The sequence below is a fragment of the Luteimonas sp. TWI382 genome, from assembly GCF_039674545.1.
Taxonomy (GTDB): domain Bacteria; phylum Pseudomonadota; class Gammaproteobacteria; order Xanthomonadales; family Xanthomonadaceae; genus Luteimonas.
Genome location: NZ_JBDJNS010000021.1, coordinates 42,077 through 62,758, shown reverse-complemented (window position 1 = coordinate 62,758; position 20,682 = coordinate 42,077). Strand labels below are relative to the sequence as shown.

The following is a 20,682-nucleotide window of genomic DNA, read 5'->3' as shown; positions in this document are numbered from 1 at the left end:
TGAACGGGCGACCGCGCAAGACGCTCGGCTGGGCAACACCAGCCCAGGTGATGGAGAGGGAAATCATCGACTTCAAATCACGTGTTGCACTTGATTCTTGAGACCGCCCTTTGGCTTTGGCTTTGGCTTTGGCTTTGGCTTCGAGCTTTTGATGTATCGAGCCGTAAAGCGAGCCGAGCACCGGAGCCTGGCGTGGCCGTAGAGCAGCCCTTGTCTGAGCGCAGCGAGTTTGGGCTGCGTGCCGCGCCAGGCGAGGCGCGGAGGGCACCGCCGCGGCTTCATGCGGCGGATCGCGTCCGGCGACGGCGGTTTTGCTTACTTTTGCCAAGACAAAAGTAAGCCGCGCGCGTCGCGCGCGGAAGCTGTGGACTTGATCTTGCTTCCCGCTTCTTCCTTAAAAACAAACCAAAGCGGCAAAGCCAATGCCAAGGCACGTGCACGGCTTTCACCCGCTGCGCGGGCGAGTTTCTTTTGGAGGGACCCAAAAGAAACCAAAAGGTCCTTTCGCCGGACGCGATCCGCCGCGATACAACCGCGGCGGTCCCCTGCGCTTCTCGGCCGACGGGGCACGCAGCCCAAACTCGCTACGCTCAGACAAGGGCTGCTCTACGGCCACGCCAGGCTCCGGTGCTCGGCTCGCTTTACGGCTCGAAGGACAAAGCAAACGCAACGGCAACGGCAACGGCAACGGCAACGGCAACGGCAACGGCAAAGCAAAGCAAAGCAAAGCAAAGCAAAGCAAAGCAAACAGCTACGCCCTCGCGAAATCGAACGCGATCACCTCCGCGATCCGCGACGTCTCCAGCATCGCCATCATCAACCGGTCCACACCCAGCGCGACCCCGGCGCAGTCGGGGAAGCCGGCATCAAGTGCATCCAGCAGCGCCTCGTCGATCGCCGGCAGCGCCGCGCCGCGTGCGGTGCGCACCGCGTGGTCGCGCTCGAAGCGGGCCCGCTGCTCGGCGCCGTCGGCCAGTTCGTGATAGCCATTGGCCAGCTCCAGCGCCCCCAGGTACAGCTCGAAACGCTCGGCCACCGGCACGCCGTCGCGCGAGGCAATCCGCGCGAGCATGCATTGCGAGGCCGGATAGTCGTGCACGACCAGGATGCGGTCGGCGGGATTGGCCGGCTGGAGGCGATGGGTCATCAGCAGGTCGAGCCAGTCGTCGCGGCCCAGGCCGTCCGGATCGATCCGTACCTCGCCCAGTGCCGCCTGCAGCGCCGCATCCGGTGCGGTCATCGGATCGATGCCCAACTGCTCGCGATAGAGCGTGCGGTAGTCGGTCTCCACCACCTCCGCCCGGCGCCCGACCAACGCCAGGGCAGCCTGCACCAGCGCGACGGTCTCGGCGGCGAGCCGGCGATGGTCCCAGCCGACGCGGTACCACTCGAGCATCGTGAACTCGGGGTTGTGGCGCCCCCCCGCCTCGCCGTCGCGGAACACCCGACCCAGTTCGTAACAGTCGCCGAAACCCGCGGCCAGCAACCGCTTGAGCGGGAACTCGGGCGATGTGCGCATCCAGCGCAGCGGCGGCCCGGCATCGACATGGCCGCCGAAGCGCGTGGCGAAGCTGGCGACGTTGGGATCGGTATTGCCGGCGCGCGAGAGCACCGGCGTTTCGACCTCGACCACGTCGCGCTCGGCGAAGAAGCCACGCAATACGGCATTGAGCCGCGCGCGCAGGCGCAGCGCCTCGAACGACGCAGTCGGTCCGCTCGGCACGCTCACGCCTGCGCCTCCAGGAACGCCAGCAGCGCGGCCTCGCCCCAGATCTCCACGCCCAGTGCCCGGGCCTTGTCGAGCTTGGAGCCGGCCGCCTCGCCGGCAACGACCAGCGACGTCTTCTTCGACACGCTGCCGACGATCTTCGCGCCCAGCGCTTCGAGCTTCTCGCCGGCCTCATCGCGGGTCATCGACGCGAGCGTGCCGGTCAGCACCACGCTCTTGCCATCGAGCGGGCCGCTGCTGCGCACCGCACGTGCGGGGGCTGCGGCAAGCAAGCGCTGCATCGCCGCGTCGGCGTCGATGAGCGCTTGGCGCGCCCGGTCGTCGGCCAGGTACGCCGCAAGATTCGCCGCGCCCGCGCTGGACGCGCCAGCGCCGACCCAGCCGCTCTCGTTCGCACGCAGCAAGGCCGCGAGCGTGCCGTAGGTCTGCGCCAGGCGCTCGGCGCTCTTGCCGCCGAGCTTGTCGACCGGCAACGTGGCCAGCAGGTGCGCCAGATCCAGCCGATCGCGCAGCTCGGCAGACGGCGCCGCCTCATCGGAGAAATGCAGCCCGGCCGCGAGCAGCGCATCGACCACCGCGACATTGCCGGGTTGCTCGAAGAACGTCGCGATCGAGCGGGCGACCTCGCCGCCGATGTCGGGCAGCGCCTGCAGCAACACCGCGGGCGTGCTGCGGATGAACTCGAGCGTGCCCAGCCACTGCGCCAGCGATTTGGCCGTCGTTTCGCCCAGGTGCGGAATGCCGAGCGCGAACAGGAAACGCGCCAGCGTGGTGTGGCGGCTGGCGTCGATGCCGGCGACGAGGTTCTCGGCCCATTTGGTGGCGAGCTTGCCGCCGGTCTCGACGGTCAAGTGCGCGCGCAGGAACACGGCGTCCTTCCAGACCGGCGCTTCCTCGGCCAGGACGGCCGCGCCTTCGGCATCGAGCACCAGCCCGCCTTTGCTGTCGGCGATCGCCTGCTGGACGTCGGCGGCGGTCGCGGCGTCGAGCGCGGTCTTCATCCGCACGAGATCCGCGACCGTCAATGCGTAGAGATCGGCTGGCGAATGCACGAAACCGAACTCGACCAAGGCCTCGGCCTGCTTGTCGCCCAGGCCTTCGATGTCCAGCGCGCGACGCGAGGCGAAGTGCCGCACGGCCTCCTTGCGCTGCGCCGGACACGCCAGGCCGCCGCTGCAGCGCCAGGCGATGGCGCCGTCCTCGCGCACCAGTTCGGAGCCGCAGACCGGACATGCGGCCGGCATCGTCCACGGCACTGTCCCGGGCGGACGCTGGTCTTCGATCACGCGCACGATCTCGGGGATCACGTCGCCGGCGCGGCGCACGATCACCGTGTCGCCCTCGCGCGCGTCGAGCCGCGCGATTTGGTCGGCGTTGTGCAGCGTGGCGTTGGTCACCGTGACCCCGGCGACCTGCACCGGCTCGAGCCGCGCGACCGGGGTGACTGCGCCCGTCCGGCCGATCTGCACCTCGATCGCGCGCAGCAGCGTCGACTGCTCCTGTGCCGGGAACTTGTGCGCCAGCGCCCAGCGCGGCGAGCGCGACACGAAGCCCATCGTCGCCTGCTGGTCGTAATCGTCGAGCTTGTAGACCACGCCGTCGATGTCGTACGGCAGGTCGTCGCGCAGCGCACCGATGCGACGGAAGTAGGCGATCAAACCGTCGAAGCCGGTGGCGGTGTCGACCTCGGGCGCGACCGGAAATCCGAACCCGCGCAGCAACGCCAGGGTCTGCGAATGGGTCTCGGGCAGTTCCAGCCCGCGCACCTCGCCGATCGAATAGGCGAAGAACGCCAGCGGCCGGCGGCGCGTGACCGCCGGGTCGAGCTGGCGCAGCGAACCGGCCGCGCCATTGCGCGGGTTGGCGAGCAGTTTCTCGTTGTTGTCCAGCGCCCTGGCATTCCAGTCCGTGAACGCCTTGCGCGGCATGTAGATCTCGCCGCGCACCTCCAGCACCGCGGGCGCAGGCGCCCCGTCGAGGCGGAGCCGGAGCGGCACCGCGCGCACCTGGCGCAGGTTCGCGGTGACGTTCTCGCCCGTGGTCCCGTCGCCGCGTGTCGCGCCCTGCACGAACACCCCGTCCTCGTAGCGCAGGCTGATCGCCAGGCCGTCGAGCTTGGGCTCGACCGAGAACACCGGGGCTGCGATGTCGAGCTTCTGCTCGATCCGGCGCTCGAAGTCGGCGACCTCGGAAAACCGCGTGCGGTCGTCGGCGTCGTCGGGCAGGCCCGCGGTCTCGAACGCGTTGGCCAGCGACAGCATCGGGATCGCGTGCTGGACTTCGGGAAATCCGCCATCGGGCCGCGCGCCGACCGTGCGCGTCGGCGAATCCTCGCTGGCGAGCTCGGGGTGCGCCGTCTCCAGCGCCTCGAGCTCGCGCATCAGCGCGTCGTAGTCGGCATCCGGGATCGACGGGTCGTCGAGCACGTAGTAGCGATGGTTGGCATCTTCGATGCGTGCACGCAGCTCGGCGACGCGCTCGGCAGGAGAGGACTTGGGCATGCCCGGAATTGTAGGACGACGGGGTTGGCGCGCGAGTCGCGATCGGGTCTGCTCGGCCGACACAGCGCTCCCCCGTTCACGAGGGAAGGCGCTGTTCCCCGCGCCGTCGAATCGATCGATCACATCGGCGTCAGCGCGTCGGCTCGGCCCCCTCGCGATAGGCACTGAGCCGCGCATCCAGTGTGCCCGTGTGCAACTCGAAGAGATGATCGTCGAAGTCGTAGAAGTACAGCGCGTCGCCCTCGCCTGCGATCCGGGGCCGTGAAGGCCGGATCTCCACACCCAGCGCTTCGAGCCGGACGCGGTGACCCGGCAGATCGTCGGCATTCACCGAGAACGCGACATGCCGATAGCTGCGTTCGGCCGGCGGCTCGCCTTCCATCGCCGCGATCCAGACGCCGCCGAGCACGAAGAACTTTTCGCGCGACAACGCGTGCGGGCGGTCGCCACTGTCGTAGACCTCCGTCGCGCCGAGCCCCTCGACCAGCAGTCGCGCTGTGCGCGCGAGGTCGCGGACGACGAAGGTCAGGTGACTGATGCCGGAAATCGACATCCGCGCGTCATCACCAGCGCGGGCTGCGGGTCACCGGCGGCGCGTCGCGTTCGCGGTCCCAGGCGCGCAGTTCGTCGCGCAGGCCGGCGATGCGCTGCCGGCCCAGGGCGTTGCGCTGCTCGTCGAGCAACACGCCGTCGAGCAGTTCGGCCATGCGCTCGGCGGTCGGCAGCATCGTATCCCAGGCATCGAGCGCACGGACCGGCGCGGGCAGCGTCAGGAAGAAGGCGATCGCCGGCGTCTCCAGGGTCTGGATCTCGGCCATCTCGAAACTGCCGGGGCTGCGGATATTGGCGACGCTGAAGATCGGGCCGCGCTCGGGGTGACCGTCGACGAGGCGATGGAACACGTTCATATGGCCGTAGGTCAGGCCGGTCTTCTCGGCCGCAACGACGATGTCCGGCCCGCGCAGCACGCTGCCCGCACGCGCGGCGATGTACAGCGTGACGATCTTGTCGAAGTCGTCGGTGTTGCGCTTGCCCAGCTCGCTGTTGGGCGAGACCGTGCCGACGGTGCGGTCGAGCAGGTCCATCTCCGCCTGGACCGCATCGCCATCGCCCGGCGCCTGCGCCTGCTCGCCCTCGCCCAGTTCGCGCTCGAGCTGCGCGCCGAGCGTCGGCTCGCGTCGTGCGTCCTCGGCGGGCGCGATGCGCCGCCCCTGTCCGCCGCGCGGGCGCGTCCCGAAGTACCAGATCGCCGCCATCAGCAGCGCGCCGGCGACGATGATTCCGATACGCAGCATCCACTCATCGGTCATTGGCGGTGTTCTCCTAGGCGGCGCCGGCCAGTCGCGTGGCTTCGGCAAGATCGACGGACACCAGACGGCTAACGCCCGGCTCGCGCATGGTAACGCCACTGAGTTGGGATGCGGCTTCCATCGTCGCCTTGTTGTGGCTGACGAACAGGAACTGCACCTGCTCGCTCATCTCGCGGACCATCGCCGTGAAGCGGCCGACGTTGGCCTCGTCGAGCGGCGCGTCGACCTCGTCGAGCAGACAGAACGGCGCCGGATTGAGCTGGAAGATCGAGAACACCAGCGCAACGGCGGTCATCGCCTTTTCGCCGCCCGACAGCAGCGAAATGTTGGACACACGCTTGCCGGGCGGGCGGGCCATGATCGCCACACCGGTGTCGAGCAGGTCGTCGCCGGTCAGCTCCAGGTAAGCGTGGCCGCCGCCGAACAGACGCGGATACAGCGCCTGCACGCCGGCATTGACCCGGTCGAAGGTGTCCTTGAACCGGCCGCGAGTCTCGCGGTCGATCTTGCGAATCGCCTCCTCCAGCGTTTCGAGCGCGGCGGTGAGGTCGGCATCCTGGGCGTCGAGGTAGTCCTTGCGCTGCGCGGCCTCGGCATGCTCGGCGATTGCCGCCAGGTTGACCGGCTCCAGGCGCCGCAAGCGCGCATCGAAGTCGACGACCATCTTTTCCCAGTCCTTGGCATTGGCCGCATCGTCGAGGCCATTGAGCACGTCGTCGACGACGAAGCCCGCCTCCACCACCTGGGCGGCAAGCTGGTCGGCGGCGATCACCAGCGCCTGCTGGTCGAGCCGGCGCTGGCCGATCGCCTCGCGCTGGGTCAGCGCCTGCGCATCGCGCTGCTGACGGACCTGCTCGTAGGTGCGCAGTTCGTTGTCGATGCCTTCGACCGCCGAGCGCGCCTGCGCCAGCGCCTGCTCGGTGCGCACGCGCGCCTCCAGCGCGACCTGGCGCTGGTCCTCGAGCGCCTCGACCGGCGAGTCGCCGCCGGCCAGTTGCGCCGACAGCTCGCCCAGACGGTTGTCGAGCTGACCGCGCTGGCCGCCCATGCGCGCCAGCGCCTGGGTCAGCGAGGCGACCTGCGCGCGCTGCGACTCGAGCGTCAGCGCGAGCGCATGCGCAGTGTCGCGGGATTCGCGCGCGGCCGCGCGGGCGGCGTCGCGGGCATCGGTCAGGCTGCGGCGCTCGGCTTCGAGCGCGGCGCGCGCCGTTTCCAGGTCGCCCATGCTGCCGACCGCGTCCTCGAGTCGGGCACGCGCCTCGCGTGCCTGCTGCGCGGACTGGGCCAGGGTCTCGTCGAGCTGCGCGAGCTCGGCATCGATGCGGGCGATACGGGTGCGCGCGGCCTCGACCCGGCCCTGCTGGCTCTGCACCTGACCGGCGAGTTCGGACACCCCACGGTGGGCCAGGTACAACGCGCGTTGTGCTTCCTCGCGCTGCTGCTCGGCGGCCAGCAGGCGGTCGCGGCCGCTGGCGAGGCTGCGCTCCAGGTCGTGTTCCTGGTCCTGCAGCGCGGCGATTTCTTCGCGCAGCGCCTGGATCTCGCGCTCGCGCAGCAGCGCGCCTTGCTTGGCCGCGCCCGAGCGCGACACCCGCACCCAGCCCGCGCCCAAGCGCTCGCCGCTGCGGGTGATGACCGAATCGTGTTCGCCCAGGCCGGCCTGCAGCGCGCGTGCCTGGTCCAGGGTGTCGGCGACATGCAGACGCGCGAGCAACCGCCGGATCGCCAGCGGGCCCTGCACCCGGGCCGCGAGCGAGGTCGGCGCGAACTGCGCCGGCCCCTCGTCGGCGGCCACCAGCGCCAGGCGGCTCTCGCCCAGTTCGCCCAGTGCGTCGACCAATTCGGCAGGCACGCCATCGCCGTCGACCAGCACGCCTTCGATCAATTGGCCCAGCGCACTCTCGACCGCGAACTCCCAGCCGGCCTCCACGCGCAGCCGCTCGCCCACGCGCGCGGCCGAATCGAGCCCGCGCTGACGCAGCCACTCGACCGCCGCGCCCTGCTCCTGGCCGAGCGCCGCGTGCTGCAGCGTCTCCAGCGATGCCAGCCGGCCGCGTGCTTCCTGCGCGCGCTTGCGCACGCCCGACAGGTCCTCCTGCGCGACGCGCTGGCCGTCCTGCAGCTCGACGGCCGCCTCCTTGCGCGCCTCTACCGACTCGCCGAGCGCGTCGAGGGCGGCTTTCTGGTCCTCGTGGCGGAGCTGGATGTCCTCGAAGGCCTCGTTCAGCGCATCGAGGTCGAGGCCGTCGCGCTCGGCCTGCAACTGCTCGCGCCGGCGCCCGGCTTCCAGCGCCTGGCGGTCGAGATAGTCGACGCGCGTGCGCTCCACATCACCGGCGCGCGCGGCCTCGCCCTGTTCGCGGTTGTGCGCCTCCCAGCGGCCCTGCCAGTCGGCGAGCGCGGTCTCGGCATCGCGCAGCGCATCCTGGCGGATCGCGTCCTCGTCCTGCAGTTGCGCCAGCTGCGGCTCGGCCTCGGCGATGTGCTCGTGCAGGGTGTCGAGCCGCAACTGGTCCTGGTCGATATGTGCGCCGATCTCGGCCAGCTGCGCCTGCGCCTCGTCGCGGGCCTTGAGCAGGCGCGCCGACAGTTCGCGCTGGTGCTGGATCTGCTGCTCGATCCGGGCGAGCGTACCGCTGACCTCGTAGCTTTCGGCTTGGGCGCGGTTGAGCGCCTCGGCCGCCTCGTGGCGACGCTCGCGCCCGGTCTCGAGCTCGCGCTCGGCTTCGCGCTGCTCGGCGATCAGTTGTTCGAGCCGGGTCTCCTCCTGCGCCAGGCCCTCGCGCAACGCACGCAGGCGCGAATCGAGCGTGCGCCATTCCAGCGCCTTCCACTCCGCGTCGCGGATCTTGCGCTCGGCCTGGATCGCGGTGTACTGCTCGGCCTGGCGGGCCTGGCGGGCCAGGTGCTGCAACTGCTTGCCGACCTCCTCGCGCAGGTCGCCCAGCCGCTCGAGGTTCTCGCGGGTATGCCGGATCCGGGTCTCGGTCTCCTTGCGGCGCTCCTTGTATTTGGAGATGCCGGCCGCTTCCTCGAGGTAGATGCGCAGGTCCTCGGGCTTGGCGTCGATGACCTGACTGATCATGCCCTGCTCGATGATCGAGTAGCTGCGCGGGCCCAGGCCCGTGCCCAGGAACAGGTCGGTGATGTCGCGGCGGCGGCACTTGGTGCCATTGAGGTAGTAGCCGCTCTGCCCGTCTCGACTGACGGTGCGCTTGACCGAGATCTCGTTGAACGCGGCGAACTCGCCGCTGATGGTGTGGTCGCTGTTATCGAAGATCAGCTCGACCATCGCCTGGGACACCGGCTTGCGCGCGGTCGACCCGGCGAAGATCACGTCGGTCAGCGAGTCGCCGCGCAGGCGGCTGGCCGAGGACTCGCCCATGACCCAACGCACCGCGTCGATGATGTTGGACTTGCCGCACCCGTTCGGCCCGACCACACCGGTCATGTTCGTCGGCAGGTGCAGCGTGGTCGGGTCGACGAAGGACTTGAAACCGGCGAGCTTGATCGTGGATAGGCGCATGCGGGCGTCGGGGGCCTCGTGGCGCCGGCGGGCCGGCGCCGGGTCGTGGAACGGCGGGGACACACGCGGCACCCGGCCCCGGCGCTGCTGACGCACGGTGGGCCGCGCGCCGCGCGCGCGCAAGCGGCCAGTATAGCCAGCGCCTCCGGATCGCGCCGCCGGCCCCGCCCCGCGCCGGCATTGGGCCGCGGGGGCACCGCGCTGGCTTGACGCAGCTACGGCACCAGGCGGGCGCCGGTCTCCACGTCGAAGGCGTGCACGCGGCCGGCCGGGACCGCCAACGGCAGGGTCTCGCCGGGCACCGGCACCCGCTCGGGCGGCAACCGCGCGATCAGGGGGCGTTCGCCCAGGCGCAGATTCACGAAGACTTCGCTGCCCACCGCCTCGACCACCTCCACCACCGGTGCCAATCCGGCCTGGGCGGGGTCGGCGGGCACCAGATGCTCGGGGCGGATGCCCAAATCGACCTCGCGGCCATCCCAAGCCTGCGGCATCCCGGCCGCGCCCAGCGCCAGCACCGTGCCGTCGCCCAGCGCCATCGCCCAGCCGGCCTGGCCATGCTGCAGGCGGCCGCGCAGCACGTTCATCGCCGGACTGCCCAGGAAGGTCGCCACGAACAGGTTGGCGGGCTTTTCGTAGAGTGCCATCGGGGTGTCGATCTGCTGGATCTGCCCGTCCTTGAGCACCACGATGCGCTGGCCCAGCGTCATCGCCTCGATCTGGTCATGGGTGACGTAGATCATCGTCGTGCCCAGCGCGCGATGCAGCCGCGCGATCTCCACCCGCATGCCCGCACGCAACTTGGCGTCGAGGTTGGACAAGGGCTCGTCGAGCAGGAACACCTGCGGCTGGCGGACCAGCGCCCGGCCCAGCGCCACGCGCTGGCGCTGGCCGCCCGACAATTGCCCTGGCTTGCGGTCGAGCACCTTGTCGAGTTCCAGCACCCGCGCGGCCTCGGCCACGCGCGCGGCGATGTCGGCCTTGTCCTGGCCGCGCAGCTTGAGCCCGAAGGCGAGGTTCTCGGCCACGCTCATGTGCGGGTACAGCGCGTAGCTCTGGAACACCATCGCGATGTCGCGATCCTTCGGGGCGACGTCGTTGACCACCCGGTCGCCGATGGTCAGCGTCCCGCTGCTGATCGCCTCCAGGCCAGCGACCATGCGCAGCAGCGTGGATTTGCCGCAGCCCGACGGCCCGACCAGCACCAGCAGTTCGCCGTCGGCGACCTCGAAGCTGGCGCCCGCCACACCCACGTACCCGTTGGGATAGACCTTGCGTACCGCGTCGAACCGCACCTTCGCCATGGCTTCTCCCGCTGTCGGACGTGTTGTGATTGGAGTCGTGTGCCCGTGCAGCGGCCGGGCCGTGCATCGGGGACGCAATACGCTATTCTGGCATGTAATCGTTTACATGCCAGTCGGCGATCGACCGGGAACGGCGATCGACGCAGCCCGCGCCGGCCGGCGCGTCGCCGCGCGGCCGCTGGCGGCGGGCATTGCGGTTCCGGGCGATTGCACGACACACTTCACGATTCCCTTCCGTGAACACGAGGCGAACCAGGCGTCCATGCACGACACTCTGCTGCTGTTTGGCGCCACCGGCGATCTGGCGCAACGTTACCTGTTCCCGTCCCTGCTGCACCTGCTGCGCGACCGGCTGCTGCCGGCCGACTTCCGGGTGGTGGCGATCGCGCGCAGCGAGCACGACGACGAGAGCTTCCGCGGTTGGCTGCGCGAGCGCCTGGGCGAGGACTATGAGGCCGCCACGCTCGACGAGCTGCTGGGCCGGGTGCGCTATGTGCCTGCCGACCTGTCCGACCCCGAGGCCATGGCGCAGGCGCTCTCGCCGTTCGCCGACCGCCCGGCGGTCAGCTATCTGTCGACGCCGCCCAACCTGTTCGCGTCCGCCTGCCGCGGCCTGAAGGCCGCCGGCCTGCTCGAGGCGCCGTCGCGCCTGGTGCTGGAAAAGCCGATCGGTCACGACCTGGCCAGCGCACGCGAGATCGACGCCACCCTCAAGGCCGCACTCGACGAGTCGCGGATCTTCCGCATCGACCATTACCTGGGCAAAGCGCCGGTGCAGAACCTGCTGGCGCTGCGGCTGGGCAACACGCTGTTCGAGGCCGTCTGGGAACGGCGCTGGATCGAGTCGGTCGACATCATCGTCGCCGAGACCGCCGGCGTCGACGGCCGCGAGGGCTACTACGCTGACTACGGCGCGCTGCGCGACATGGTGCAGAACCACATGCTGCAGCTGCTCGCGCTGATCGCGATGGAGCCGCCGGCGGCGATGGACCCCGACGCGATCCGCGACGAGAAGCGCAAGGTGCTGCGCGCACTGCGCCCCATGACACCGTCGGCGGCCGAGGCCGACAGCATCCGCGGCCGCTACCGCGACGGCGTGGTCGACGGCCGCGCGGTCAAGGGCTTCAGTCACCGCGACGACGTCGAGACTTTCGTGGGCCTGCGCGCCTGGATCGACAACTGGCGCTGGGCCGGTGTGCCGTTCCGGTTGGTGACCGGCAAGCGCATGCCCTCGCGCACCACCGAGGTCGTGGTGACCTTCAAGCCGGTCACCCACTGGCTGTTCGGCGCCGACGAGCGCAAGCGCGCCCGCGCCAACCAGTTGCGCGTGCGGCTGCAGCCCGAAGAGACCATCGAACTCGGCCTGATGGGCAGCCTGGCGGCATCGGAATGGAGCGCCAACGAACTGCAACCGATGTCGCTGGACTTGGCGATGCTGCCGCCCAAGCGCCGCATCGCCTACGAACGGCTGATGATCGACGCGCTCAAGGGCGACCAGACCCTGTTCGTGCGCGACGACGAAGTCGAGGCCCAGTGGCGCTGGATCGACAGTGTCAGCGAGGCCTGGCGCCAGGCCGGCACGCCGGTCCGCGACTACCCGGCCGGTTCCTGGGGGCCGGCCGAGGCCGTGCCGTTCCTGCCGCGCACCCTGACCACGCACAACGGACGCAAGTCGTGACCGACGCTTCACTTGCCCTGCTCGCCGACATCGGCGGCACCAATGCGCGCTTCGCGCTGGCCGACACCGCCAGCCCCACGCCGCTGCAGCTCGACACCGTGCAGGGCTTCGCCGTCGCCGATTTTCCGTCGCTGGCCGACGCCGCCCAGCATTATCTGCAGGCCATCGGCCATGTCGGCGATACGCGGATCCGAGGCGGCGTGTTCGCCGTCGCCGGGCGCGTGGACGGCGATGAGGCGCGCATCACCAACCACCCCTGGGTGATCTCGCGCCGGCGCACCCGCGAGCGCTTGGAGCTGAGCGACGTCGAGCTGGTCAATGACTTCGCCGCGCAGGCGATGGCGATCCCGCTGCTGCAGCCGGGCGACTACACCTCGATCGGCGGGGTGCAGTGGTCGCCGCCCGAGCGCGCCGACGCACCGCGCACGTATGCGGTCATCGGCCCGGGCACCGGGTTGGGGGTCGGTGCGCTGGTGGTCCGCGACGGCCACTACTACCCGCTCGAGACCGAGGGCGGGCACGTCAGCTTTCCGCCCGGCACACCGGAAGAGACGCGCATCCTCGAACGGCTCAGCGCGCAATTCGGGCGCGTGTCCAACGAACGACTGATCTGCGGGCCGGGCCTGGTCAACATCCACCACGCGCTGTGCGAGATCGCCGGGGTCGACCCCGGCCCGCTGCAGCCCTCCGACGTGACCACGCGCGCGCAGGCGGGCGACCCGCTGTGCGCACGCGCGGTCGACATTTTCTGCGCCGTGTTCGGCGCGATCGCGGGCGACCTGGTGTTGACGCTGGGGGCCTGGGACGGCGTGTTCCTGACCGGCGGGCTGGTGCCCAAGATGCTCGATTCGATCCGCCACTCGGGCTTCCGCCAGCGCTTCGAACACAAGGGCCGCTTCTCGCCGAACATGGGCCGCGTGCCGAGCCTGGCGGTGCTGCATCCGCACGCCGGCCTGCTCGGTGCGGCAGCGATCGCCGTGCGCAGGGCTGCGCCGTGACCGTGGCGCAGGCCGAGGGCTTTGGCAACGCGGCCCGAATCGGTCACGATGGCCGCATGCACCTGCACGCTTACGACTCCGCCACCCAGTGGACCTGGGGGGCTGCGATCGCAATTTCCTCGGCAATTGCGCGCGACCTGCGCGAGCGGCCGCGTGCGCGGCTGCTGCTGTCGGGCGGCAAGACCCCCGGTCCGGTCTACGCAGCACTGTCGAAGTCGCCATTGCCGTGGGACAACGTCGATGTCGCGCTGGTCGACGAGCGCTGGCTGCTGCCCGAGGATCCGGACAGCAATGCGCGCCTGGTGCGCGAAACGCTGATCCAGAACAAGGCACAGCACGCACGGCTGGAGACGATCACGCGCGCCGGCCGCCCGTTCGACGAGGCGCTGTCGACCGCCAACCTGCATGCGCGCCAGCCGGCCGGCGTCGTGGTGCTGGGCATGGGCGACGACGGCCACACCGCCTCGTTGTTTCCCGGCATGCAGGATCTCGACGCGGCACTGGCCGCGCCCACGCCCTACGTCGGCGTCGATGCGACCGGCTGCCCCGGCGCGCAGCGCTGGGCCCGCCGCATCAGCCTGACTCCGGCCGGCCTGGCCCCTGCGCACACGCGGATCCTGCTGATCCGCGGCGAGCACAAGCGTGCGCTGCTCGAGCAACTGTTGCGTAGCGACGACGTCCACGAGTATCCGGCACGCATCGCCTTGACTGTGCCGGGCGCAGACTTGCACGTGCACTGGTGCCCGTGATCGACAGCCTCAGCGCCGTGCGTCCGCGCACCCGGGCGCCCCTTCCCTCCTTTTCGTCTCATCGCCGCCGCCAATGAGCCTGCATCCCGTTCTGCATTCCGTCACCGAGCGCATCCGCAAGCGCAGCGCCGCCTCTCGCCGCGCGTATCTGGACGGCATCGCGCGCATGCGCGACGACGGCCCACTGCGCGGCCGCCTGAGCTGCGCCAACCTCGCCCATGGCTTCGCCGGCTGCGGCCCGACCGACAAGCTGCGCCTGCGCAACGAGCCGACGCCGAACCTGGGCATCGTCACCGCCTACAACGACATGCTCTCGGCGCATCAGCCCTACGAGACCTACCCCGAGTTCATCCGCGAGACCGCGCGCGCGCTCGGCGCGACCGCGCAGGTCGCCGGCGGCGTGCCGGCGATGTGCGACGGCGTGACCCAGGGCCGCGCCGGCATGGAGCTGTCGCTGTTCTCGCGCGACGTCATCGCCCAGGCGACCGCGATCGGCCTGTCGCACGACATGTTCGACGCCAGCCTGTACCTGGGCATCTGCGACAAGATCGTGCCGGGCCTTTTGATCGGTGCCCTCGCCTACGGCCATCTGCCTGCGGTGTTCGTGCCGGGCGGGCCGATGACGCCCGGCGTGCCCAACAAGACCAAGGCCGAGGTGCGCGAGCGCTACGCCGCCGGCGAGGCCACGCGCGCCGAACTGCTGGAAGTCGAGGCGCAGTCCTACCACTCGCCCGGCACCTGCACCTTCTACGGCACCGCGAACTCCAACCAGACCCTGCTCGAGGCGATGGGCGTGCAGTTGCCGAGCGCGGCCTTCATCAACCCGGGCACGCCACTGCGCGAAGCGTTCACCCGCGAAGCGGTCGCCCGTGCGCTGGCGATCACCGCGCTGGGCGACGACTACCGGCCGCTGGGCGAACTGATCGACGAGCGCGCCATCGTCAACGCGATCGCGATGCTGATGGCCACCGGCGGCTCGACCAACCACACGATCCACTGGATCGCAGTCGCGCGTGCGGCCGGCATCGTGCTGACCTGGGACGACATGGACGCACTGTCGCAGGTGGTGCCGCTGCTGGCGCGGGTGTATCCCAACGGCGAGGCGGATGTGAACCGCTATCACGCCGCCGGCGGCAATGCCTTCGTCTTCCGCGAACTGCTCGACGCCGGGCTGATGCACGGCGACATCCCGACCGTCGTCGCAGGCGGCATGCGAGCCTATTGCGACGACCCCAAGGTCGACGGCGACCGGCTGGTGTACACGCCGGGCATCGCCACCAGCGCCGACGACGCCGTGCTGCGGCCGGCCTCCGCGCCGTTCGAGGCCCACGGCGGCCTGCGCCTGCTGCGCGGCAACCTCGGGCGCGCGCTGATCAAGCTCTCGGCGGTCAAGCCGGAGTTCCGCACGATCGAGGCGCCGGCCGTGGTGGTCGATGCCCCGCAGGCGCTCAACCGCCTGCACGCCGCCGGCGCACTGCCGCGCGATTTCGTCGCCGTCGTGCGCTACCAGGGGCCGAAGGCCAACGGCATGCCCGAGTTGCATTCGCTGGCCCCGCTACTGGGCATGCTGCAGAACCAGGGCCGGCGCGTCGCGCTGGTCACCGATGGCCGCCTGTCGGGCGCGTCGGGCAAGATTCCCGCCGCGATCCACGTCACCCCCGAGGCCGCGCGCGGCGGGCCGCTGGCCTACCTGCGCGAAGGCGACATCGTGCGTCTGGATGGCGAGGCTGGCACCCTCGAGGCACTGGTCGATGCCGACGAATGGCAGCGCCGCGAGGCCGCGCCCGACACCGCGCCGGCGCCGACCGACTTCGGCCGCAACCTGTTCGCGTTCAACCGCGCCAACGTCTCCCCGGCCGACCAGGGGGCGCTGTCGATTTCCTGCGGACCCCCGACCCTCCATGGGGCGGTGTGGGAGTACGACGCCGAGTACGATCTGGGTGCCGATGGCGCGGCCGCCGACGCGCCGCATGACGAAAAGGACAACTGACCCGATGCCCCACGTTTCCCCGATGTCCGAGCGCCAGCAGCGCGCCGCCGATCTGTTGCGGGCTGCCGGTGTGCTGCCGGTGATCACCGTCGATACCCTGGACCAGGCGCGCGCCCTCGCCGACGCCCTGCTCGAAGGCGGCCTCACCACGCTGGAACTGACCCTGCGCACGCCGATCGCGATCGAGGCCCTGGCCACGCTCAAGCGCGAGCGCCCGGAGATCGTCATCGGTGCCGGCACCGTGCTCAACGCCGACAACATCCGCGCCTCGATCGATGCCGGCGCCGATTTCCTCGTCACCCCGGGCACGACCCCGCGCCTGGCCGAAGCCCTGGCGCAGGCCGCGGTGCCGGCGGTGCCCGGCGCCGCGACGCCGACCGAGTTCCTCGCCCTGCGCGACCTGGGCTTCCGCAACTGCAAGCTGTTCCCGGCCAACGCAGTCGGCGGCCTGGCGATGCTCAAGGGCCTGGCCGGCCCGGTGCAGGACATGCGCTTCTGCCCGACCGGCGGCATCTCCGCGTCCAACGCCGCCGAGTTCCTGGCACAGCCGAACGTACTGTGCGTGGGCGGTTCGTGGATGCTCGACAAGGCGTGGCTGGCGGCCGGCGACTATGCGCGCGTGCGCGAGGCCTCGGCCCAGGCGGCGGCGATCGTGCGCGAGGCCCGCGCCGCCTGACGCATGACCGCGCGTGGGCGCGGTTGCCGATCGGCCCGCTCAGGAAAAGAGCCGGCGTGGGTGCGCAAGGATGCGCGCTTGAAGTGACATGCGCGTGCAGGCGCACTCGCCTTCGCTTGATCGAGGTCATGGCAGCCTGAATGCGCTGGGTCCAACGTGTGGCGACCCCCACACCAAGACACCGACATGTCGCCTCGCACACTCTGCCGCCGCGCACTGCCGCTGCTGCTCGCCACGCTGCCGCTGGCCGGCGTCGCCGCCGACGCCCCCGGCCCGTCCCTCGACCTGCGTTATCGCTATGAGCACGTCGAGCAGGGCGGCCTGCCTCGCGACGCCGATGCCCACACTCTGCGCGCACGCGTGGGCTATCTCACGCCGCAGTGGCACGGCTGGTCCGCGCTCGGCGAGATCGACGCCATCGCCCACCTGGGACCGGATCGCTTCAACGACACCCGCAACGGCGCGCGCGCGTATCCCGTCGTCGCCGATCCTGACGGCGCCGCGGTCAATCAGGCCTTGGTGCGCTGGGCCTTCGACGGCGGCAGCGCGACCTTCGGCCGCCAGCGCATCAACCTGGGCAACCAGCGCTTCGTCGGCGGCGTCGGCTGGCGCCAGAACGAGCAGACCTACGATGCGATCCGCCTGCAGCTCACGCCGCTCGACCGGCTGGTGTTCGACTACACGGTCATCGGCCGCATCCACACCATTTTCGGTCCCGATGACGGCGCCTTCGTAACCCGCGCCAACCCCGCGACGATCGACGGCCGCAGTCATCTGCTGCAGGCGGGCCTGCGGGTCGCGCCGGCAATGACGGCGACGGCCTACCACTACCGTCTCGATCTGGACGGCATCGCGGTGTCCGCGACCGCGCCGCTGGGCACCTTATCCAGCCACACCACCGGCCTGCGCCTGGAAGGCACCTCCGGTGCCTGGCGCTACGCGGCCGAGATCGCCCGCCAGCGCGACCTGGGCAACAACCCCTGGGACCTCGATAGCCGCTACGCGCTCGGCGAACTGGGCTACCAGTGGCGCGGCACCACGTTCAAGGCCGGCTACGAATCGCTCGGCGGCGGCGACGGCAGCGGCAACCGTGCCTTCCAGACGCCGCTGGCAACCAAGCATGCCTTCCAGGGCTGGGCGGATGTGTTCCTCACCACGCCGGCGGCCGGCGTGGTCGACCGCTACGTCGGCGCGACCATCCCGCTGGGCGGCGGCAGTCTGCAGGCCTGGTACCACGACTTCGCGCCCGAACGCGGTGGCGGCGACTACGGCGACGAGCTCGACCTGTCCTATGCCCACGCGATTGCGGGCGTGAAAGGCCTCAACGGCCTGCTCAAGCTCGCACGCTATCGCAGCGACGACGCCACGCGCACCGCAGACACCGACAAGCTGTGGGTGCAGCTTCAGTACACGTACTGATGCGCTGGGCGGCCGTGCGCGGCGTATGCGCCGCCGCGCAGGCAGCGGCATCAGCCCAGCGTCGCCTTGAGCGAATCGGCGGTCGCACGGTCGATCACGCCGGTCGCCACGGCATCGTCGATTGCCGACGCCGCGGCGTCGGCCCATTTGTCTCCGTAACCGGCGAGGTGCTCGACCCACATCTCCAGGCGTCCATCGCGCTCGAGCAAGCCGATCATCTCGGCACGATAGGCGGGGTCGTCGTTGCGGATGAGGTTGTTGGCCAGCGCCAGTTCGAAACTCGGGCTGGCGCCGTCGCGTTCGTAATCGGCGCGTGCGTTCTCACGCTGTTGCGCCGCCTCGCCGAACAACGCCGGCGACGCCGTCTTCGCCAGCTCGAGGGCCTGCGGGTAGTTGGCTTCGAGATAGTCGCGCAGCATGGCCTCGCGGCTGGACGGTGAGGTGGGCAGCGCCGACTGGATACCGAACAGGTCCCAGGCGAAATCAGGATTGCCTTGCGCCAGGGCGTTGGCGAAGTCCTGCACCTGCTCAGATGGGATCCCCGCTGCGGTGGCGAGCTCTGCGAACGCCGCCAGATGGCCCGGCGATTCGGCGATCTCGGGATGCGCGGCGATCAGCGCCTGGAACGCCTTCGCGTCGAGACCCAGTTCGGCGGCCACCTCGTGCGCCTTCTCGCCTGCGAACAGCATCTGCTCGATCACGTCGGGCGCGACACCTGCGGCCTCCAGGTAACCAAGTAGCTCCTCGCGGGTCTGATGCTTGTCGATGGCATCGCCGATCACACCACCGAGGGTCGAGATCACAGTGCCGATCGCGTTGACCAGGATGCCGGGCACCTGACCACCCGGGAATGCGGACACCGCACTGCCCATGACGCTGAACGCATCGCCGATCGCGGCAATGGCAAAGCCGACGTTGTGATTCTCGCCTGCCTTCTGCGCGTTGAGCACCATCGAGGTGGCGCTGGCGACGACGCCCAGTGCAGGGGCCAAGCGTGTGGCGAACGCAGCGAAGCGCGCCGCGTCGTCGCCGTACTGCGCCAGCCGGCCAGCGTCGGCGAAGTGCTTGGTCGCACCAGCCAACAGGTTGAGACCGCTCTCGCCGGCGGACGCGAAGCCCTGCACCGCTTCGAGGTATTGGCCGTCCGCACCATCCTCGGCGGCCTTGACCGCGCCGATGACCACACCGGCCGCCGACAGGGCACGCTGGAACGGCGAGGCGTCTGCGAAGCCATCGGCCAGCTTCTTGAGCGCGTCGAAGTTGCCGTCGCCGGCCTGTTCGAGCAGGCGGAAGCCCTCGACGAAGCTGTCGACGCCGCCCTTGAGGTTCTTGAACAGCGAGTGGGCATCCTTGAACGGCTCGAACAGCGCCTTGAGCTCGGCGATCGCGGCATCGAGGTCGCCGTCGTGCTTGCCGACGATCTCGACCGCGGCTGCGCTTGAGACCCGTTCGAACAGTTCGCCCTGCAACGTGTCGGCGTGCGCGGCGAACGCCTGCCCCAGTGCCGATGTCGGCGCGGCGCCGATCTCGCTCAGCAACTCGAGCGCCATCTCGCCATGGCCCGAGTCGGCCAACCGGCCGAGCATGTCGACCACCTGCTGGGCGACAGCGGGATCACGGATCGCGTTGTCCAGCAATGCGTCACGATTCTGCTCGACGTACTGCGCCAGCGCGTTGCCCGCCTCGATCTCGGCAGCATAGACCTCTGCATGGCCCTCGGCTTCGCGGAACTTCTCAATGAACGCCGCCCGTTGTTCGCCGTCCAGCGGACCGGCGCGCAGCAGGAACGTGTTGAGCTCCTCATCGAGCTTGTCCACCGCCTTCTTGGCGTCGTCGTAGTCCTTGCCCAGCGACTCGAGCTTCGTCGCCGCGTCATTGCTTGCCTGCGTACGCCCGACGTTGTCGATCCCCAATCTGCCGGCGACATCGGCCCAGCCCGCGCTGTCTGCGGCGGCATGTCGAATGCCGCCCTCGCTGAGCACGCCGCGCTGGACCGCGACATCGAGCGCGTGCGTCATCGCCTCGCGCGCGGCATCGCCGTCGGCGCCGCCGAATGCGTAGCCGCCTCCAGAGTCGCGGCTGTAGAGCCCGTTGATGGGGGCGACGACCGATGCGAGCAGGTCGGCGTCGTCCGCCAGCCGGACCAGTTCGGCGAGGTACGCAGGCTCGGTCGCGTGCTCGCGGGCCAGTTCGGACAGTTGGTAGGGTCCACTGATCGCGCCGCTATCGAGGCCCCCTGCCGAGAAATCATCCTGCGCCCGCTGGCGCTGCTGCGCCTCGATCCGCGCGATGTCCATCGGCGGCAGCGCGGGTCCCGGGGCGGGCGCGGCGGGTGTCGTCCCGCCCGCCGTCGCCTGATACGCCTCGCGAACATCGGCCGGCGCGCGCATGTCGACCGCCGACGCCACCGCGTCCTGCCCGAAGACGTCGTGCAGACGTGTCAGGTTATCGGCATCGAGCCGGGTCGCCAGCTCGTTCAGCAGCCCCTGCCGCTCGCTGGCCGGCAGCGCCTGCAACTCGCCGCGCAAGGTGTCGATGGCGGCGGCGTCCATGCCGGCCACCGCAGTGTTGGCGGCGTCACGAGAGGCGCCTTGAAGCGTATCGACCGCAGGCGGCGGCGGTGGATCGAACGGTCGGTGGGTCGAGACCTGGGCATTCATCGCGAACTCCGCAAGAACGAAGCCCGGGTCTGGAGCTCAGGCCGGGCCTGGACTGCCGACGGTAGCAACCACGAGCCCCCCGCTCCACTGGGGCCGACCCTAGCGCCGCAAAACCGGGGTCAGCGTGCAATTTCCAGCTGCA

The 20,682-nt window shown here is 70.2% G+C and carries 14 protein-coding genes; 6 read left to right on the top strand and 8 right to left on the bottom strand.

Annotated features, from left to right (window positions below; translation table 11 throughout):
* From ABE505_RS13025 to ugpC, 7 genes are all read right to left on the bottom strand, one after another.
* Nucleotides 1–181, bottom strand: a 181-nt coding sequence (locus ABE505_RS13025) for a hypothetical protein (RefSeq protein ID WP_346445451.1), incomplete at its 3' end; no start/stop codon positions are given.
* A gap of 570 nt (nucleotides 182–751) precedes the next feature.
* On the bottom strand, nucleotides 752–1,729 hold the full coding sequence (gene epmA / locus ABE505_RS13020) for an EF-P lysine aminoacylase EpmA (RefSeq protein WP_346445452.1): 978 nt from the start codon (nucleotides 1,727–1,729) through the stop codon (nucleotides 752–754).
* Nucleotides 1,726–4,230, bottom strand: coding sequence for an NAD-dependent DNA ligase LigA (gene ligA, locus ABE505_RS13015; protein ID WP_346445453.1), 2,505 nt, complete (start codon nucleotides 4,228–4,230; stop codon nucleotides 1,726–1,728). The genes epmA and ligA overlap by 4 nt, the downstream gene beginning before the upstream one ends.
* Before the next feature lie 130 nt (nucleotides 4,231–4,360).
* Entirely contained in the window at nucleotides 4,361–4,783 is a 423-nt protein-coding gene (fosX, locus tag ABE505_RS13010) for a FosX/FosE/FosI family fosfomycin resistance hydrolase (RefSeq protein WP_346445454.1), read from the bottom strand.
* Between the two features lie 10 nt (nucleotides 4,784–4,793).
* Entirely contained in the window at nucleotides 4,794–5,540 is a 747-nt protein-coding gene (zipA, locus tag ABE505_RS13005) for a cell division protein ZipA (RefSeq protein WP_346445455.1), read from the bottom strand.
* A gap of 13 nt (nucleotides 5,541–5,553) precedes the next feature.
* Complete coding sequence (gene smc, locus ABE505_RS13000) at nucleotides 5,554–9,066, bottom strand: chromosome segregation protein SMC (protein WP_346445456.1); 3,513 nt, start codon at nucleotides 9,064–9,066, stop codon at nucleotides 5,554–5,556.
* Nucleotides 9,067–9,281: 215 nt separating this feature from the next.
* Nucleotides 9,282–10,370, bottom strand: coding sequence for a sn-glycerol-3-phosphate ABC transporter ATP-binding protein UgpC (ugpC, locus tag ABE505_RS12995; protein WP_346445457.1), 1,089 nt, complete (start codon nucleotides 10,368–10,370; stop codon nucleotides 9,282–9,284).
* Between the two features lie 262 nt (nucleotides 10,371–10,632).
* Here ugpC and zwf point away from each other — a divergent pair, with 262 nt between their 5' ends.
* From zwf to ABE505_RS12965, 6 genes are all read left to right on the top strand, one after another.
* Nucleotides 10,633–12,048 carry a glucose-6-phosphate dehydrogenase gene (gene zwf / locus ABE505_RS12990; protein WP_346445458.1) on the top strand — a complete coding sequence of 472 codons (1,416 nt, stop codon included), beginning with the start codon at nucleotides 10,633–10,635 and terminating at the stop codon, nucleotides 12,046–12,048.
* The gene (gene glk, locus ABE505_RS12985) at nucleotides 12,045–13,046 is read left to right on the top strand and encodes a glucokinase (RefSeq protein WP_346458284.1); all 1,002 of its coding nucleotides are present in this window, start codon (nucleotides 12,045–12,047) and stop codon (nucleotides 13,044–13,046) included. Before zwf ends, glk begins: the two co-directional genes overlap by 4 nt.
* 56 nt (nucleotides 13,047–13,102) lie before the next feature.
* On the top strand, nucleotides 13,103–13,795 hold the full coding sequence (gene pgl / locus ABE505_RS12980) for a 6-phosphogluconolactonase (protein ID WP_346445460.1): 693 nt from the start codon (nucleotides 13,103–13,105) through the stop codon (nucleotides 13,793–13,795).
* Nucleotides 13,796–13,868: 73 nt separating this feature from the next.
* Nucleotides 13,869–15,785, top strand: coding sequence for a phosphogluconate dehydratase (gene edd / locus ABE505_RS12975; RefSeq protein ID WP_346445461.1), 1,917 nt, complete (start codon nucleotides 13,869–13,871; stop codon nucleotides 15,783–15,785).
* 22 nt (nucleotides 15,786–15,807) lie between these two features.
* Nucleotides 15,808–16,461 (top strand): bifunctional 4-hydroxy-2-oxoglutarate aldolase/2-dehydro-3-deoxy-phosphogluconate aldolase, encoded by a 654-nt coding sequence (gene eda, locus ABE505_RS12970; RefSeq protein WP_346445471.1) that lies wholly within the window; start codon nucleotides 15,808–15,810, stop codon nucleotides 16,459–16,461.
* Between the two features lie 186 nt (nucleotides 16,462–16,647).
* Complete coding sequence (locus ABE505_RS12965; protein WP_346445462.1) at nucleotides 16,648–17,880, top strand: alginate export family protein; 1,233 nt, start codon at nucleotides 16,648–16,650, stop codon at nucleotides 17,878–17,880.
* 50 nt (nucleotides 17,881–17,930) lie between these two features.
* Here the strand turns inward: ABE505_RS12965 and ABE505_RS12960 are convergent, their stop codons facing one another.
* Nucleotides 17,931–20,540, bottom strand: a complete 2,610-nt coding sequence (locus tag ABE505_RS12960) for a hypothetical protein (RefSeq protein ID WP_346445463.1) — start codon at nucleotides 20,538–20,540, stop codon at nucleotides 17,931–17,933.
* Nucleotides 20,541–20,682 lie beyond the last annotated feature (142 nt).